Here is a 16,534-nt window from a genome sequence, read left to right on the forward strand (position 1 = left end):
CGCGCCATGCCACGCAAAGCCGACGCTTGCTTGCCGCAGATGGAGCTGGAACAGCAGCGCGACGCCACGCCCGGCTTTGAGCCGAAAGGCAGTTTCGGCTTCATCCGCTACCTCGAGCACGGCTTTCCGAATGCGCTGGTGCGCTGGCATTACCATGACGAGTACGAACTGCACCTGATCGTCGAGAGCAGCGGCAAGGTCTTCGTCGGCGACTACATTGGCCAGTTCACGCCTGGCCACCTGGTGCTGACGGGGCCGCGCGTGCCGCACAACTGGGTCTCGCTCGGCACGCCGCCCGAAGGCGTGGTCTTGCGCGACATGGTGGTCCAGTTTTCGCACGCGCCGCTGGCGTCGATGGCCGCCGCCATTCCCGAATTGAAGGATGTTTTTCCGCTGCTGCAGCGCGCCTTGCACGGCGTGGAATTCTTTGGCGTCAGCGAACAGTCGCTGCGGCGCTTCCGGCGCATCCGCGACAGCAGCGGCCTGCCGCGCTTCATCGAATTTCTGACCTTGCTGGGTGAGCTGGCGCAGACCAGCGACTATCAGCTGCTGTCGACGGTGCCGATGCAGTCGAGCGATGACGACGTGGCGCTGGCGCGCATCAGTTCTGCCATCAATTACATCGTGCACAATTACAGCAGCCAGTTCTCGCTGAAGCAGCTGGCCGAGCAGGTGGACATGCCCGAGCGGACGTTTTCGCGCTTCTTTCGCCACGCCACGGGCAACAGCTTTACGGACTTCGTCAACCGCCTGCGCATCAACAAGGCGTGCCAGCTGCTGATGGAGACGGAGCGCTACGTCAGCAACATCTGCTACGAGGCGGGGTTCAATAACGTGGCCAATTTCAACCGGCGCTTCCTCGAATTGAAGGGCATGACGCCGAAGGAGTTTCGCCAGCAGGCGCTGGGCCGTTTTGGCGAGTGACGCTTTTTGAGGTACATTGGATGGCACAGGCGGGGACAGCCTGGGAGAGACGAGCATGGAATACCGATGGCAGAAGGACAGCGAGCGCAAGGCGCCCGAACTGGAACGCGAAAGCTACGACGGCATCATCAATTACCTGGAACATGGCTATCCCAGCTCGCGCGTGCGCTGGCACTGCCATGAAGAGTATGAGCTGCACCTGATCGTCGCCACCAGCGGGCGATTGTTCGTGGGCGACTATATCGGCGAATTCTCGCCCGGCCACCTGGTGCTGACGGGGCCGCGCCTGCCGCACAACTGGATATCCAACGTGATGCCGGAAGGGGGCGTGGCCCTGCGCGACATGATCGTGCAATTCGCCCACGCGCCGCTGGCCGGCGCCGCGCGCGTCATCCCCGAATTGCGCGAGCTGCTGCCGCTGCTCGAACGCTCCAGCTATGGCGTGGAGTTTTTCGACATGGGCCACGAGGCCGAACAGCACCTGGCGCGCATCCGCGCCACGCACGGCGCCGAGCGCTTCGCCGAATTCGTGCAATTAATGAGCAAGCTGGCGCGCACGGCCAACTACCGCTTGCTGTCGAGCGCCTCGCTGCGTTCCTACGACGATGACGCCACCCTGGCCAAGGTCAATTCCGTCCTCAACTACATCACGGACAATTACCGCGAGCCGATTTCGGCGGAAATGCTGGCCGAGCAGGTGGGCATGTCGCTGAGTAAATTCTCGCGCTTCTTCCGCAAGGCGACGGGCAACAGCTTCACGGATTTCATGAACCGCCTGCGCATCAACAAGGCTTGCCAGCTGCTGATGGACACGGATCAATACGTATCCAATGTCTGCTACGACGTGGGTTTCCAGAACGTGGCCAACTTCAACCGGCGCTTTTTGCAGGTGAAGGGCGTCACGCCCAAGGAATTCCGGCGCCAGGCCGATGGGCGCTTTGGCGGCATCGGCGGGCCTGTTGCGGATACGCCACCGCCGTAATGCCTGTCATGGGCTTGTCACTTTGAACAGTTATCCTCCACGGCTTCAACCCCACCCTAGCCGAGGAATGCATGAAGACTGCCGTAACGTCCACCCCGAAACTGACCCTGCTGGCTATCGCCGCCAGCCTGGCCCTGGCCGCCTGTGGCGGCAGCGACAGCCACAATGAGCCGGCCAAGCCCGTGGCGCAGACGGGCGTGTTCCTCGACGGTGCGGTGGAAGGGCTCGATTACGTGGCCGGCAGCGCGGCCAAGGCCAGCACCAATGCCAAGGGCGAATTCATTTGCAACCCGGGTGATACGGTAGCCTTCAGTGTGGGTGGACTGGCCCTGGGTTCGGCCCCATGCGGTCCCGTCGTCACGCCGCTGGCGCTGGCCGCCAGCACCAACGTGGGGGACGACAAGGTCGTCAACCGCCTGCTGGCGCTGCAACTGCTGGACGAGGACAGCGATCCGTCGAACGGCATCAAGCTGACGGCGGAAGTGAAGGCCGCGCTGGCCGGCAAGACCCTGGACTTTGCCGCCGTCCCGGCCGTCTTCAACGCGGCCCTGTCCGCGCATCTGGCGGCCGTGGGCGCGAAATTTGCCGGCCGGACGGTCGATGCGGAACGCCGCGCCCTCGCGCGCGAGCATTTCGAAGATACCCTGGCCTCGAAAGCGGGCGCGCCCGTCAACGAGGCGCTGACCCAAGCCAACCCGGTCGGCGAAGTCAAAGTGACGGTGACGCGCTACCAGATCCAGGCGGACAGCAAGTTCTACGTGCCGTACGAAGGCGCGAACGCCAAGATCAAGGGCGAATTCCCGAACGGCTTTTTGCCATCGTACGGTTCGGGCCTGGCCTACAAAGGCAAGAACGCCAACGGCGACCTGGAATTCTATGGCTTGACGGACCGCGGCCCGAACGGCGACGGCCCGCTGGTTCCCGATCCATCGGGCAAGGGCACGATCGGCAGCAAGATCTTCCCGTCGCCGAGCTTCACGCCCTCGTTTGGCGTGCTCACGGTCGGCAAGAACGGCGCCGTCCTGAGTTCGTCGACGCCGATCAAGGTGTCGGCCACCGTCAACAGCTCGGGCTTGCCCGTGCCAGTGGGCGCCGTCGGCAATTCGGCCGAGATTCCCGTCATGGATGCGATGAAATTCGACACGGCTGGCAAGGCTGTCTTCAATGCGGGCGGTCTCGATTCGGAGTCCATCGTCGTCGATGCCAAGCGCAACGCGCTGTGGGTGTCCGACGAATACGGCCCGTTCATCGTCAGGATCGATGCGGCCACGGGCATCATCCAGGCCAAGTATGAGCCGGGCAAGGGCTTGCCGGCGCTGTTCGCCAAGCGCCGCGCCAACCGCGGCATGGAAGGCATGACCCTGGACACGAGCAACGACAAGCTGTATGCGTTCCTGCAAAGCCCCCTGTCCGACGGTACTGCACCGTATTCGGTGACGAAGAAGAATGAACAGGTCGAGCGCTTCGCCCGCTTCACGCGCTGGATCGAATTCGACCCGGTGACGGGCAGCAGCGGCAAGATGTATGCGTATCCGCTCAATGCGGCCGACTACCAGGATGGCCGCACGGGCAACGCCAAGCTGGGCGACATGGTGGCGCTGGGCGGCGGCAAGTTCCTCGTCATCGAGCAGGGCGCCGCGCCGTCGGGCAAGGTGTTCAATAAACTGATGCTGGTCGAATTGAAGGGCGCCACGGACATCGCGGCCGCCGCTTTCAACGCAACGACGTCGGACCTGGAAAAGAGCAGCATGGGCGGCGCGGCCGTGAATGGCGCCGACTGGACGGCCGTCACGCCGCTGAAGAAAACCGTGCTGCTGGACTTGAACGCCATCGGCTGGGCGGCGGAAAAAGCGGAAGGACTGACCCTGATCGACGACTCCACCATCGCGCTCGCCAACGACAATGACTTCGGCTTGAAAACCAAGGTCTTTGACGCGAATGGCGTGGAAGTCGATGGCGCCGACGTGAGCAAGTGCACGGTCGATGCGAACGGCACCATCGTCACGAGCAGCACCGCCGGCTGCAACGCCGCCAACACCATCCGCGTGGCCCGCGGCGACGACCGCGAACGTCCAAGCCGCTTGTGGATCGTGAAGTTTGCCAAGGCGCTTAATACGTATTGATGTAGTTTGACGGACGTAAAAAAGCCGCAGGCGTGAGCTGTGCGGCTAGCGTAGAGCTGGGGTCAGACCCGCCGGGTCTGACCCCTGATTTTGCTTTATTGGTTATTTTTTCGTGTAGGTATTCAACCAATCCAAAACGGTGTGATGCCACAGCAGCGAATTGGCCGGTTTCAGTACCCAGTGGTTCTCGTCCGGGAAGACCAGCAGCTTGCTCGGGATGCCCTGGCGCTGCAGCGCCGTGAAGGTGCCCAGGCCTTGCGCGGTCGGGATGCGGAAATCAAGGTCGCCCTGGACCACCAGCATCGGCGTCTTCCAGTTTTTCACGAAGTTGACGGGGTTGAACTGCTCGTGCTTGGCCGGTGCGTCGTAATAAGGGCCGCCGTTTTCCCATTCCGTGAACCACAGTTCTTCCGTCGCGTACGCCATGCCGCGGTTGTCGAACACGCCGTCGTGGTTGACCAGGCATTTGAAACCGTCCGGCCAGTTACCGGCGATCCAGTTCATCATGTAGCCGCCGTACGAGGCGCCCAGCGCGCAGCTGCGCTCGCGGTCCAGCCATGGGAACTTCTTGGTGGCCGCTTCCAGGCCCTTCTGCAAGTCGACCAGCGGCTTGCCGCCCCAGTCGCCGCTGATGGAGTCCGTGAACTTCTGGCCGTAGCCGGTCGAACCGTGAAAGTCGATGAAGACGGTGGCGTAGCCGGCGCCCGCATACACTTGCGGATTCCAGCGGTAGCTCCAGCTATTGCCAAAGCTGCCTTGCGGGCCGCCGTGAACGAGGAAAGCGATTGGATACTTTTCACCGGCCTTGGCATTCCACGGCTTCATGACGTGGCCGTAGACGGTTTCGCCATTCGCGCCGGCGAACGAAAACTGTTCATATTCGCCGAAACGCACGTCGGCCAGGGCCGCCGCATTCTGCTTCGTCAGCTGCACCATCGGCGCGTTTTCCGACTTCGCGTCGAGTTTGCGCGTGTACAGCTGCGCGCCCGATGCCAGGTTGGCTTGGGCCAGCACGATGGTATTGCCGCGTACGTCGAAGTCGCCCACGGCGCCCTTGCCCGTCAGCGCATTGACCTTGCCGCTGGCCGCGTCGATGTGGAACAGACGGTGCTGGCCCACGTCATCGGCGGCGACGAGGAAAGCCTTGCTGTCCGGCGTCCAGCGGAAGTCGGCCACGGAACGGTCCCAATCGTCGGCCACGGTGCGCTTTTTGCCGGTGGCGACATCCATCAGCACCAAATGAAAACGGTCCGCTTCAAAGCCCGGCTTGGTCATGGCGACATAGGCAAGGGTGCGGCCATCGGGCGACCAGGTGGCTTTCGCGTCCCAGGCCGGATTGTCGGCCGTGAGGTTGCGCGGCGCCTGGCCGCCGGCGGAGGGAATCGTGTAGACGTCGAAGTTGGTCGACCACGATTCCGTGCGGCCGGCCACGCGCACGGAGAAGGCGACGGTCTTGCCGTCCGGGCTGAAGTGGTATTCGCCGTTGTCGCCGAACGGTTTCGATGGCGCGTCGCCGTCGAGGGTGCCGCTCAGGCTCACGGGCGCGGCGCTGACCTTGCCGGTCGAGTCGATCGGCGCCGAGTACAGTGCGTTGCGGCGGCCATCGGCCCAGGTATCCCAGTGGCGCACGAACATCTGGTCGTAGACCATGCCGCTTGCCTTGTTCTTGGCTTTGTCATCGAGGCGTTTTTTCGTGCAGGCGAGGTCCGCGCAATCGAGGAAGACGCCCATGCTGAAGGCCAGGCGGTCGCCCTGCGGCGACAAGCGGTAGGTGTCCACGTCCAGCGCCAGGTCGGTGACCTTGGCCGCTTCGCCGCCGTTCAGGGGCAGCTGCCACACTTGCGAGGAGCCGGAACGGCCGGACAGGAAGAAGATGGCGTCGCCGTTCGGCGACCATTGCGGGTCGCTGGCGCTGGCATCGCCGCGCGTGAGCTGGCGCGGTGCCGCGTTCGGCGCGCGCAGGTCGATCATCCACAGCTGCGTGTTGCCGCGGTTTTTGTCCAGGTTGGTGGTGCGCACCGTGTAGACGACGCGCGTGGCGTCCGGCGACAGCACGGGGCTGCCCACGCGTTCCATGGCCACCATGTCTTCCACGGTGAAACCGCGTGGCGCGGCCAATGCCGGCACGGCGGCAGTGGTGGCCATGGCGGCACTGAATGCTCCCAAGAGCAGCAGACGTAAACTCATTCAAACTCCCGTTTTATATTGCGACGTTATCGATATGGTATTGACGTGGCCGGCTGTACCGCCGGCAGCCCGACATCATAGCAATAAAGACGCGTCTGCTGCGGGAGTTGACCGCCGGTTAGCCGGCCTTTGCTGCCAGTTGGTCGAGCGCCACGTGGCCCAGGAAACCGCCCCGGCTGGTGGCCGGCAAGCCGTCTTCGATGGCGTGGGCAAAGCGGATGCCGGGGTCTTGTTCCAGCGCGGCCAATACGCGCGCCGTGTTCGGGTAATCGGCCAGGCTGGCCAGCTGCAGCGGTTCGGCCCAGCGCGCCGTGGCGGCCAGGTAGGCGTCGGCGATGGTCGGCGCGGCATCGGAGGCGAGCCATGCGCGGCCCTCGAGCAGGCGCTCCAAGTGGGCCAGGCTCTTGTTCACCTTCTCGACGGCCATCTCGCGCCAGACGGCCGCGCGCGCATCGTCCGGCGGCGCGCGCGAGGCCTGGAAGGCGGGCATGAAGGCCGCGTGAAACGTCGTGTGCAAAAAGGACAGCACGCTGTTGAGGCGGTCGTAGTCTGGCGTGCCTTGGGCAAAACCCAGGTTGCTGCTTGGCGCACGAGCGGCCAGGTGCAGCAGGATCGCCATGCTTTCCAGCAGCGGCATGCCCGTGTGCGTGAGCAGGGCAGGCGTCTGGCTCAGGGGATTGATGGCGAGAAAGGCCGGATGCTGCTTGCTGGCCGGGTCGCGCGCTTCCACGCGGGCAAGGCGATACGGCAAGCCGCTCCATTCGAGGGCGGCGATGGCGGCAAACGAGCAGCCGAACGGCACGCTGTAGATCAGGGTGGTTTCCAAGCAAGACTTCCATATGAGGTGAGGGAAGGGCAGTCTAATCGCGATGGTTACTATTTGGAAGAAGGCAGAATAATGTGGTATAGGTACATTTTTTATACCAGGTGGGGAGCGAACCATGAAAGACAATGTCTCCGGCTGCGCCGTGGAAGAGGCCATGCGCTTGCTGGGCGGGCGCTGGAGGGTGGTGCTGCTCAGCTATCTGATGGCGGGGCCGAAGCGCTTCAGCGAAATCCGCCGCGCCGTGCCGAATATCTCGCAGCGCATGCTGACCCTGGACTTGCGCGCGCTGGAAGAGGCGGGCTTGCTGACGCGCACGATCTACGCGGAAGTGCCCGTCAAGGTGGAATACCGGCTGACGGACGAAGGCTTGCTTCTGCGCGAACTGGTCGAGATGTTGCGGGCCATCGGCTTGCGCCTGCGCGGACAGGCGGACGCGGGCGGCGCCTTTCTCGCGCCCGATGTCGTGGATAATTCCCTATAGAAACAGCTGTTTTTATGCAAAGTGCTAGACTGCCGGCCTTAGCTCACTACTCTCGATACCCATGCGCCTGACTTCCATCGCCCTGACCGCCGCCGCCCTGTTCGCCGCCCTGCCGGCCCATGCCGCCACCATGCCCACGCTCGACCAGATCCACGCTGCCGTGCAGGCAGGCGTGGCCAAGACACAAGCGAAGACGCAGTCAAGCATGCCGTTCGTCATCAAGGTCACCAGCCTGGCCGGCTGCCAGGACTCGCAGGAAGTGCCGGGCGAAGTGGTGTGCCTGGTGGGCATGAGCGCCGGCATGCGCGATGGTTTTAATGTCCTGCCCTTGCGGAAAGAGGGCGATACCTGGGTCGGCGTCGAACGCAAGAACGCCAAGTTCGCGGGACCGTCGCCGGCCGAGGCGCAAACGATGATACGCGCGTGGGCCAAGGAAGAAGTGGCGCGCAATCCGGAAGCGGCCAAGGACGTGCAGATGCAGGAAGCGCAAAGCACAATGCAGGTCAAGGCCGTCAACGAATGCGACGTCAAGCGCAAGACGGGCTACCTCGCATGCGATACGGAATTGAGCGTGCCGAGCCGTTCGGAAGCCATCAAGACGGAACTGACGTTCATGCTCGAGAGCGGCAACTGGCGCTACGTGCCCCGTTAAACGTTTTTCTGCCGGGACAGCCACGCTGTTCCGGCATCATTCCTGCCATTCCCCGCGGCCACGCCGCCGTCTGCAATATTTGCAGATCCACAAGGCAATCTCCTCCGTGAAAATTGCCGATTTAAATTAATAATTAAATATTAAAATTAATGTATCGGTGCAGATTGCAGCCGGCTTGCTGCCGTGCCGCATTTGACCGTTCCCCCGTGCCAGCAAGGGCTACAGCCAAGGATCCGACCATGCGACTCAATCTTCCCGTCAGCGATACCGAAATCAATTTGAGCGATACCGAGACCATCGTCTCGACTACCGACTTGCAAGGCAATATCACCTATGCCAACCCGTATTTCATCGCCGTCAGCGGTTACAGCGCGGAAGAATTGATCGGTGCTCCGCAAAACATCCTTCGGCATCCGGACATGCCGGTCGAGGCGTTTGCCGATTTCTGGGCCACCATCCGCTCGGGCCGTTCGTGGAGCGGCATGGTGAAAAACCGCTGCAAGAATGGCGATTACTACTGGGTGCTCGCGAACGTCACGCCCGTGGTCGAGGATGGCGTGGCCGTCGGCTACATGTCCGTGCGCACCAAGCCGACGCGCCAGCAGGTGGCGCAGGCATCCGCCCTGTACGCGCGCATCAAGGCGGGGCAGGCCGATGGCATCGTCATCAGCCAGGGCGCGGCCGTGCGCACGGGCTGGCTGGCCAGGCTGGCGAGCTTGCGCGACCTGCCGCTGGGCAAGCGCATCGGCTGGAATCTGGGCTTGCTGAGCCTGGTATTGTTGCTGCAACTGGCGTGGAATACGGGCGTGCTGCCGGCCGGCGCGGGCGGCTGGCTGACGGGCCTATCCGTGCTGGCCTTGGGCGCGACCCTGTATTTCTGGCACAGCCTGCACCGCGCCGTGCTGCAACCGTTGCAGCAGGCGCGCCAGGCCTGCGACGTGATGGCGGGCGGCGACCTGACGGGGGAACTCGACACCACGCGGCGCGACGAGATGGGGCAGCTGCTGCGTTCCTTGCGCCAGCTGCGCGTGAATTTGCATTCCATCGTCGGCGACGTGCGCGGCAATTTCCTGCGCATCAGCATGGCCAGCCAGGAAATCGCCGCCGGCAATATGGACTTGTCGGGTCGCACGGAAGCGCAGGCGTCGGCCCTGCAGCAGACGGCGTCGAGCATGGAGCAACTGGCAGCCACGGTGCAGCAAAACAGCGGCAACGCCGTGCAGGCGAGCGACATGGCGGGCAAAGTCCACGGCCTGGCCGGGCGCGGCGGCGAACTCGTCGGCCAGATGGTGAGCATGATGGCGGACATTAACGCGTCATCGAAGAAGATCGGCGACATTACGGGCATGATCGAAGGCATCGCCTTCCAGACGAATATCCTCGCCCTGAACGCGGCCGTGGAAGCGGCGCGCGCGGGCGACCAGGGTCGCGGCTTTGCCGTCGTGGCCGGCGAAGTGCGCAGCCTGGCCCATCGCAGCGCGGCGGCGGCCACGGAAATCAAGCAATTGATCACGGCGTCTTTGGCGCAGGTGCAGGCGGGCGCGAAGCTGGCGCAGCAGGCAGGCGCCAGCAGCGCCGAGATGCTGGGCGCCGTGCAGGGCGTGCACGGCATCATGGAAGAGATCGCCTCGGCTTCGCGCGAGCAAAGCCACGGCATCGGCCAGGTCAACATGGCCGTCACGCAGATGGATGAAGTGACGCAGCAGAACGCGGCGCTGGTCGAGGAATCGGCGGCCGCCTCGGCGTCGCTGCAAGACCAGACCTTGCAGCTGGAGCAGGCGATGGCCCTGTTCAAGCTGGAACGGCGGCGCGGCGGCCAGGCCGCGCCTGTACGCCCACCCGAGCGCCGCCGCGCTACAGCAGGCGCTCTGACAGCGCCTTGAAGGCAACCTCGGGTACGACAAAGGCAAATGGTGCTGACAGGGGCGGCAACTGCCCCAGCAAGCCGCAGTCGGCGCGCAAGGCCGTCAGCGCTTGCACTTGACCCACATCGACGGGCAAGTCGATTTCGCCAAAGACGAGCTTGCCGTTGCGCGGCACGTGGGCGATGGCCGCATCCTGGCAGGCGAGAAAGGCGACGGCGTCGTGCCAGTTGCCGAACAGCGCTTGCCAGCCGGCATCGAGGCCATGCTCCGCCATGATGTCCGCCTGCACATCGAGCAGCGGGGCGCTGCCGGCGCCGCTGGCAATGGTGCAGCGGGCCTGCGTGGCCGTGACCTCATGCGTCATGCCGGCGGCCAGGTGCGTCGGAAGGATGTCGCTGAACAGCCGCGTCCCCAGCGCGTGCGGCAGGCTGTCCATGATGTTTTTCAGAAAATACACGCAGGGCACGGCGGGCGCCCCCGGCGGCGTGTGGTCCAGGTACAAGCGCCAGTTGCTTTGCAGCGGAGACGGCAGCAGCTTGCGTAAGGGACCGAGCAGGGCCGGGCCGAAATGCCCGTGGCGGTAGGTCAGCACCGTGAATGGCGTCTTGCCGCCGCGCTGCCACAGGGTCACGCCCGCAGGCAGCAGCCGCTGTGCGGCCTCTGCGTCGACCAGCCAGCTCACGTAGACGACGTCGCGCACGTCGCTGTGCAAAGTGAGGAAGGGCAGGCGCGACATGACGGCCTGGCGCACCTTGGCTAAGCGCGTGCAATTGGCGAGCGCGGCAAAGAGCCGCCCCGGCCAGCCCGCGTTTGGGTGGCGGTAAGTGTTGTCTTGCAATTGGGAACCTTCAGATGCGGTGATGCAGGCGGACGGCGCCGCCTGCCGGAGACGCTGCGTGTTTACTGCATATGCCAGCCGTGGCTGACCACAATCGATTGGCCGCTCAGTGCCGTCGACGGGAACGCCGCCAGGAAGACGGCAGTTTGCGCCACGTCTTGCGTGGTGGTGAATTCGCCGTCGATGGTGTCTTTCAGCATCACTTTCTTGATCACGTCTTCTTCGCTGATATTCAGCTGGGCCGCCTGTTCGGGGATTTGCTTGTCGACCAGCGGCGTACGCACGAAGCCCGGGCAGATGACGTTGGCGCGGATGCCGTCTTTCGCGCCTTCCTTGGCCACCACCTTGGCCAGGCCCAGCAAGCCGTGCTTGGCGGCCACGTAGGCGCTCTTGAACGGCGAGCCTTCGTGCGAGTGCACGGAACCCATGTAGATGATGGCGCCGCCGCGGCCCGCCTTGATCATTTCGCGCATGCAGGCGCGCGTGGTGAGGAAGGCGCCGTCCATGTGAATGGCCAGCATCTTTTTCCATTGCTCGAACGGGTAGTCGACGACGGGGCTGATGATCTGGATGCCCGCATTGCTGATCAGGATATCGATGCCGCCGAAGTGGGCCACGGCATCGGCCACGCCCTTGTCGACCTGTTCTTCGCTCGAGACATCCATGGCGACGGCAAACGCCTGGCCGCCCGATTGCTTGATTTCCTCGGCCGTCTTGCTGGCCGCTTCCAGGACCAGGTCGGCGATGACAACCTTGGCGCCCTGTTTTGCGTATTCGATGGCCATTTCCTTGCCGATGCCACTGGCGGCGCCGGTAATCAGTGCGACTTTGTCTTTGAGTTGCATATTAGTCCTTTGCATTGCGGGTTGGAGTGATCGTGGAAAATCTGACTTTGCCAGTATAGCGAGAAAACGCGGTGTGCATGCCCCGCGCACGTCTATGGGCCTTGCTGCCTGTCAAGGATTTCCTGCAGGCGCCAGGCGCCGGGATTGGTGCCCGCCCAGGTGCGAAACGCGTGATTGAACGCGCTTTGTTCCTGGTAGCCGAGCAGGAAGGCGATGTCGACCAGCGACAAATGCGGCTCGCGCAGATAGTCGCGCGCCAGGCCGTACCTGGCCTGGTCCAGCAGGGCCTGGAAGCTGGTGCCCGCGTCGGCCAGCTTGCGCTGCAAGGTGCGCGGCGTCATCGCCAGCGCGGCGGCAACGGTGGCCAGCCGCGCCGAGCCCTGGCGCAAGCCTGCCACGATGGCCGCGTGCACTTGCGCGTCGATGGCGCCGCCAGTGTCCGTTTCAGCCTCGCGCTGCGCCAGCAACTGTTCCGCATGCTGGCACAGCACGGGGTAGAGGCTGACGTCGGCGTTCGGCACTGGCCAGTCCAGCAATTGCGCGTCGAAGGTGGCCGTGTTGGCGCCCGCGCCAAAGGCGGGCAGGCTGCCCAGCACGCGCACGTATTCGTCGCGGTGGGCCGCGTGGCGCAGCAAGTCGCCGCCGCCATCGTGGGTAAATGCCAGCCGGGCCGGCGGCAGCGGCATGCCTGCCAGCCAGTCGCCACTGACACGGATGCCGGCAAAGACGCTGTCGACCAGGTGCCGGCTGGCGCCCGGGTAGTTGCTGGTCCAGCGGTAATGCGCGACGGCGCCATCGCGCTGCAGGGCCGACTGGCCCAGGTCGTGCGCCAGCCGTTCATAGCGGGCCGTCTGTTCCAGCACCTGGCCCACGTTGCTGCAACTGAGTAAGATCAAGCCATATGCGCTGTACGTGCCCATGCGCACCCGCTGGCCCACGTGCAGGCCGAAATGCGCATCGCCCGCCAGCATCGCACCCGCATCGAGCAGGCGCACGTAGTCGCGCGCGGCAAGGTTGGGTGCGGACGCTTCCAGGCTGTGCGGCGCCACGCCGGCCGCGTGGGCCAGAGTGGCTGCTGCGATGCCGTGCGCGCCGGCCGCTTCGAGCAGCGGCAGCAGATAGGCGCCGGCGACCCGGCCTTCAGTGCTTGTCATGATGGAACAATGCGATTGTCATGAAAAACCAATACCCTTCGTCTGTGGCGGCATATGCTATTGATCTAGCAAGAAAATCAGGCAAGAACAGTATAGCAAGCCGCCGTGGCGCGCAACTGGCCGAATACAGGGGATGTCGATGCAACGCTGGAATGGCTGGGGAGACGAGAGCATCACGTATGCGCTGAGCGGGGACGCGCTGGCGTTTCTGCGCGAGCGCCTTGGGCCGGGCAGCGGCATCGTCGATGCCACCTTCGACGACGCCTGCGCGCAAGTACCGGTTTCGCGCCTGGCGCCGCATCCGCTGATCGACACCCAGCCTGCCACGCGCGTGCGCCATGCGCTCGGCCAAAGCCTGCCCGACTGGTTCAAATTGCGCCATGGCCGCATCGGCGCGGTGCCCGATGGCGTGGCCTTTCCCGACAGCGCGCTGCAGGTGCGCCAGCTGCTCGCGTATGCGCGCCAGGCCTGCGTGGCCGTCATCCCGCACGGCGGCGGCACCAGCGTGGCCGGGCATTTGACGGTAGCGGCGGGACCGCGCCCCGTGCTGTCGCTCAGCCTCGCGCGCCTGTGCGCGCTGGGCCACCTGGACCGCGAAGCGCAGCTGGCCACGTTCGGCGCCGGCGTGTATGGCCCCGACCTGGAAGCGCAGCTGCGCGCACACGGCTACACGCTGGGCCACTATCCGCAGTCGTTCGAGTATTCGACCCTGGGCGGCTGGATCGCCACGCGCTCGTCGGGCCAGCAATCGTTGCGCTACGGCCGCATCGAGCAGCTGTTCGCGGGCGGCGAAGTGGAAACGCCGGCCGGCACCTTGAGCATCCCCACGTTTCCCGCTTCGGCGGCCGGCATCGACCTGCGCGAAATGGTGCTCGGCTCCGAAGGGCGGCTGGGCATCCTGACACAGGCGACGGTGCGCGTCTCGCCGCTGCCACCCTACGAAGCATTTCACGCCGTGTTTTTCGTGGACTGGGGCCAGGCGCAGGCGGCCGTGCGGGCGCTGGCCCAGTCGCGCCTGCCCCTGTGCATGCTGCGCCTGTCGAACGCCCTGGAAACGCAAACCATGCTGACCCTGGCCGGCCACAAGAAACTGGTGGGACTGCTGGAACGTTATTTGTCGCTGCGCGGCTGCGGCGACGGCAAGTGCATGCTGATGCTGGGCGTCAGCGGAGAGGAAAAACTGGCCCGCGCGGCCCTGCGCGGCGCCCTGGCGCTGGCGCGGCGGCACGGGGGCGTGCACGTGGGACGGCACATGGGCGACAAGTGGAAGCAGGGGCGCTTTCGCAATGTCTACCTGCGCAATGGCGCGTGGGAGCACGGCTATGTGATCGACACGGTGGAGACGGCCGTCGACTGGCCCCGCGTGGCCCCGATGATGGCGGCGCTGGAACAGGCGGGCGCCAATGCGCTGGCCGCGCATGGCGAGCAGGTGCACGCATACACGCATCTGTCGCACGTGTACGCACAGGGCGCCAGCGTCTACACCACCTATGTGTACCGGCTGGCGTCCACCTTTGAAGAAAACATGGCGCGCTGGCGTGCCCTGAAAGACGCGGCCGGCGCCGCCATTGTCGCCAACGGCGGCACCATCAGCCACCAGCACGGCGTGGGCACGGACCACGCGCCGTGGCTGGCGGCGGAAAAGGGCGAGCTGGGCATCGCCGCCATGCGCGCGCTGCTCCGGCAGTTCGATCCGCAGGGCATGATGAACCCGGGCAAACTGCTGCCTGACGCGGGAAGCGGATTGTGAACAGGGAGGATTTGCCCGGCATCCTGGAGCGCGAGTGGGACGTGCTGATCGTCGGCGGCGGCATCACGGGCGCCGGTATCTTGCTGGAAGCGGCGCGGCGCGGTTTGACGGCGCTGCTGGTGGAGCAGCGCGATTTCGCCTGGGGCACGTCGAGCCGCTCATCAAAGCTCGTGCATGGAGGCTTGCGCTACCTGAAGCAGGGCCAGTTCGCGCTGACGCGCGAGTCGGTGCACGAGCGGGTAGCCTTGCTGACGGATGCGGCGGGGCTGGTCGAGCCGCAAGGATTTGCCTTTGGCGACTATACGGGCAGGAAGCCGGGGCGGCGCCAGTTCATGCTGGGGCTGGCCATCTACGACGTGATGGCGGGCCGGCGCACGCGCCGCTATGTCGATGCGGCGGATTTTGCCATGCTGGCGCCGCACATCCGGCGCGACGGCCTGCAGGGCGGCATGCTGTACCAGGACGCGAAGACGGACGATGCGCGCCTGGTGCTGCGCGTACTGCAGGAAGCGCGCCGCCATGGCGGCGTGGCCGTCAATTACCTGGGCGTGGCGTCCTTGCAGCGCGACGGTGGCAAGGTCGCCGGCGCCACCTTGAACGATGCGCTCGATGGCAGGGCATTCACCGTGCGTGCGCGTCTGGTGATCAGCGCCACGGGCGCCTGGGCCGACGCCTTGCGCGGGCAAGTGGGAGAAACGCCGAAACTGCGGCCCCTGCGCGGCAGCCATTTGCTGCTGCCCGCCTGGCGGCTGCCGCTGGCGCAAGCCGTCAGCCTGATGCACCCGCACGATGGCCGCCCCGTGTTTGCGTATCCGTGGGAGGGTGTGGCCCTGGTGGGCACCACCGATGTCGACCACGGCGCCAGCCTGGACGTGGAGCCGGCCATCACGCGCGGCGAACTTGCGTATCTGCTGGCCGCCTTGCAGTGGCAGTTCCCGCAGCTGGCGCTGGGTGAGGGCGATGTGCTGGCCACGTTTGCCGGCGTGCGTCCCGTGATCGGCAGCGGCCAGCTTGACCCGTCGAAGGAAGCGCGCGAACATGCGCTATGGCTGGAAAACGGCTTGCTGACGGTGGCGGGCGGCAAGCTGACGACGTTTCGCGTGATCGCCCTCGACGCATTGCGCCGCGCCGCACCCCTGCTGCCGGGCTGGCAGGCGGATTTGCGCCCCTTGCCGATTTTCGATGCCACGCCGCCCTTGTCGGGCAAGGCCCTGGTGCTCGATGCCGAACAGCGCGAACGCCTGCTGGGCCGTCATGGCGCGGGGGCGCAGGCGCTGTGCGATGCGGCGCAGGACGGCGAGCTGGCGCCGATTCCCGGCACGCAGACCCTGTGGGCGCAGCTGCGCTGGGGCGCGCGCAACGAGGACGTGCAGCACCTGGACGACTTGCTGCTGCGGCGCACGCGCCTCGGTTTGCAACTGGCAGGCGGCGCGCTTGCTATCATGCCGCGCCTGCGCGCCATCTGCCAGCGTGAACTGGGCTGGGACGACGCGCGCTGGGAAAAAGAGCAGCAGCGCTACCTGGCCCTGTGGCGCCGCCATTACAGCGTGCCGCAAGGCGAATGAAAACCATAAAAAAGGAGAGCATCATCGAGACCATCCTGTTTGGCCAGCCCCTGGCACTGGGCGACGCGCGTATCACCTACGACAGCCTGTCGCCGCTGGACTTGCGCCAGAGCGTGGGCGTCCTCGTTGACGACCTGGGCGAAGACCTGTTGCAAATCACGTGCGCGAATGGCGACATCGTCGACGTGGGCTGGTATCCGGCGTGGAACGAACAGGGGCGCTTGCGCGTGGTGGCAGTGCGGGGCCAGGACTGGGAAGCGCCTGTCTTCAGCGCCCGGCCGGACAAGGATCCGCAGGCGCTGCTGCAGGCGCTGCGCGCCGCGCTGGCCAGCCTGGACTGAG

Annotated in this window: 14 protein-coding genes; 9 read left to right on the forward strand and 5 right to left on the reverse strand. The window is 65.2% G+C overall.

All coding sequences use genetic code 11. From position 1 onward, the window contains the following. The first annotated feature begins 6 nt into the window (after positions 1 to 6). The 3 genes from AC4BCN_RS10545 (at position 7) to AC4BCN_RS10555 (ending at position 4,029) form a co-directional block, all read left to right on the forward strand. Positions 7 to 924, forward strand: coding sequence for a helix-turn-helix domain-containing protein (locus tag AC4BCN_RS10545; protein ID WP_139090997.1), 918 nt, complete (start codon positions 7 to 9; stop codon positions 922 to 924). A gap of 55 nt (positions 925 to 979) precedes the next feature. Continuing rightward, positions 980 to 1,906, forward strand: coding sequence for a helix-turn-helix domain-containing protein (locus AC4BCN_RS10550; protein WP_051991963.1), 927 nt, complete (start codon positions 980 to 982; stop codon positions 1,904 to 1,906). A 71-nt stretch (positions 1,907 to 1,977) separates the two neighbouring features. Further along, complete coding sequence (locus AC4BCN_RS10555) at positions 1,978 to 4,029, forward strand: esterase-like activity of phytase family protein (RefSeq protein ID WP_490493244.1); 2,052 nt, start codon at positions 1,978 to 1,980, stop codon at positions 4,027 to 4,029. 102 nt (positions 4,030 to 4,131) lie between these two features. On the opposite strand, the gene AC4BCN_RS10560 is transcribed toward AC4BCN_RS10555, so the two are convergent. Then, positions 4,132 to 6,216 carry a S9 family peptidase gene (locus tag AC4BCN_RS10560; protein ID WP_490493245.1) on the reverse strand — a complete coding sequence of 695 codons (2,085 nt, stop codon included), beginning with the start codon at positions 6,214 to 6,216 and terminating at the stop codon, positions 4,132 to 4,134. 118 nt (positions 6,217 to 6,334) lie between these two features. After that, entirely contained in the window at positions 6,335 to 7,042 is a 708-nt protein-coding gene (locus tag AC4BCN_RS10565; RefSeq protein WP_490493246.1) for a glutathione S-transferase family protein, read from the reverse strand. Positions 7,043 to 7,157: 115 nt separating this feature from the next. On the opposite strand from AC4BCN_RS10565, the gene AC4BCN_RS10570 reads away from it, so the two are divergent. From AC4BCN_RS10570 to AC4BCN_RS10580, 3 genes are all read left to right on the forward strand, one after another. Further along, positions 7,158 to 7,523, forward strand: a complete 366-nt coding sequence (locus AC4BCN_RS10570; RefSeq protein ID WP_139092584.1) for a winged helix-turn-helix transcriptional regulator — start codon at positions 7,158 to 7,160, stop codon at positions 7,521 to 7,523. 61 nt (positions 7,524 to 7,584) lie between these two features. Beyond that, a complete protein-coding gene (locus AC4BCN_RS10575) occupies positions 7,585 to 8,175 on the forward strand; it encodes a hypothetical protein (protein ID WP_139092583.1) in 591 nt (196 codons plus the stop codon). A gap of 239 nt (positions 8,176 to 8,414) precedes the next feature. Next, positions 8,415 to 10,058: a methyl-accepting chemotaxis protein gene (locus tag AC4BCN_RS10580; protein WP_490493247.1), complete on the forward strand. Its 1,644-nt coding sequence runs from the start codon at positions 8,415 to 8,417 to the stop codon at positions 10,056 to 10,058. On the opposite strand, the gene AC4BCN_RS10585 is transcribed toward AC4BCN_RS10580, so the two are convergent. The 3 genes from AC4BCN_RS10585 to AC4BCN_RS10595 all read right to left on the reverse strand — a co-directional run bounded on the left by AC4BCN_RS10585 (position 10,030) and on the right by AC4BCN_RS10595 (position 12,877). Beyond that, complete coding sequence (locus AC4BCN_RS10585) at positions 10,030 to 10,878, reverse strand: DUF2071 domain-containing protein (RefSeq protein WP_490493248.1); 849 nt, start codon at positions 10,876 to 10,878, stop codon at positions 10,030 to 10,032. The two genes, AC4BCN_RS10580 and AC4BCN_RS10585, sit on opposite strands and share 29 nt — an antisense overlap. 62 nt (positions 10,879 to 10,940) lie before the next feature. Then, entirely contained in the window at positions 10,941 to 11,723 is a 783-nt protein-coding gene (locus tag AC4BCN_RS10590; RefSeq protein WP_070306111.1) for a 3-hydroxybutyrate dehydrogenase, read from the reverse strand. Between the two features lie 92 nt (positions 11,724 to 11,815). Further along, a complete protein-coding gene (locus AC4BCN_RS10595) occupies positions 11,816 to 12,877 on the reverse strand; it encodes an AraC family transcriptional regulator (protein ID WP_490493249.1) in 1,062 nt (353 codons plus the stop codon). A gap of 139 nt (positions 12,878 to 13,016) precedes the next feature. Between AC4BCN_RS10595 and AC4BCN_RS10600 the strand changes: the two genes are divergently transcribed. Genes AC4BCN_RS10600 through AC4BCN_RS10610 form a run of 3 tightly spaced genes read left to right on the forward strand, consistent with a single transcriptional unit; the run spans position 13,017 to position 16,533 of the window. Further along, on the forward strand, positions 13,017 to 14,627 hold the full coding sequence (locus tag AC4BCN_RS10600; RefSeq protein ID WP_490493250.1) for an FAD-binding oxidoreductase: 1,611 nt from the start codon (positions 13,017 to 13,019) through the stop codon (positions 14,625 to 14,627). Further along, positions 14,624 to 16,192, forward strand: coding sequence for a glycerol-3-phosphate dehydrogenase/oxidase (locus tag AC4BCN_RS10605; RefSeq protein ID WP_490493251.1), 1,569 nt, complete (start codon positions 14,624 to 14,626; stop codon positions 16,190 to 16,192). The genes AC4BCN_RS10600 and AC4BCN_RS10605 overlap by 4 nt, the downstream gene beginning before the upstream one ends. Further along, positions 16,189 to 16,533, forward strand: coding sequence for a hypothetical protein (locus tag AC4BCN_RS10610; RefSeq protein WP_490493252.1), 345 nt, complete (start codon positions 16,189 to 16,191; stop codon positions 16,531 to 16,533). Before AC4BCN_RS10605 ends, AC4BCN_RS10610 begins: the two co-directional genes overlap by 4 nt. Position 16,534 lies beyond the last annotated feature (1 nt).

It is taken from the genome of Janthinobacterium sp. Bl 1 (assembly GCF_058215535.1).

Coding starts and splice junctions, on each gene's coding strand:
- AC4BCN_RS10545 (WP_139090997.1), top strand. CDS start 7: ATGCCACGCAAAGCCGACGCTTGCTTGCCGCAGATGGAGCTGGAACAG.
- AC4BCN_RS10550 (WP_051991963.1), top strand. CDS start 980: ATGGAATACCGATGGCAGAAGGACAGCGAGCGCAAGGCGCCCGAACTG.
- AC4BCN_RS10555 (WP_490493244.1), top strand. CDS start 1,978: ATGAAGACTGCCGTAACGTCCACCCCGAAACTGACCCTGCTGGCTATC.
- AC4BCN_RS10560 (WP_490493245.1), bottom strand. CDS start 6,216: ATGAGTTTACGTCTGCTGCTCTTGGGAGCATTCAGTGCCGCCATGGCC.
- AC4BCN_RS10570 (WP_139092584.1), top strand. CDS start 7,158: ATGAAAGACAATGTCTCCGGCTGCGCCGTGGAAGAGGCCATGCGCTTG.
- AC4BCN_RS10575 (WP_139092583.1), top strand. CDS start 7,585: ATGCGCCTGACTTCCATCGCCCTGACCGCCGCCGCCCTGTTCGCCGCC.
- AC4BCN_RS10580 (WP_490493247.1), top strand. CDS start 8,415: ATGCGACTCAATCTTCCCGTCAGCGATACCGAAATCAATTTGAGCGAT.
- AC4BCN_RS10590 (WP_070306111.1), bottom strand. CDS start 11,723: ATGCAACTCAAAGACAAAGTCGCACTGATTACCGGCGCCGCCAGTGGC.
- AC4BCN_RS10595 (WP_490493249.1), bottom strand. CDS start 12,877: ATGACAAGCACTGAAGGCCGGGTCGCCGGCGCCTATCTGCTGCCGCTG.
- AC4BCN_RS10600 (WP_490493250.1), top strand. CDS start 13,017: ATGCAACGCTGGAATGGCTGGGGAGACGAGAGCATCACGTATGCGCTG.
- AC4BCN_RS10610 (WP_490493252.1), top strand. CDS start 16,189: ATGAAAACCATAAAAAAGGAGAGCATCATCGAGACCATCCTGTTTGGC.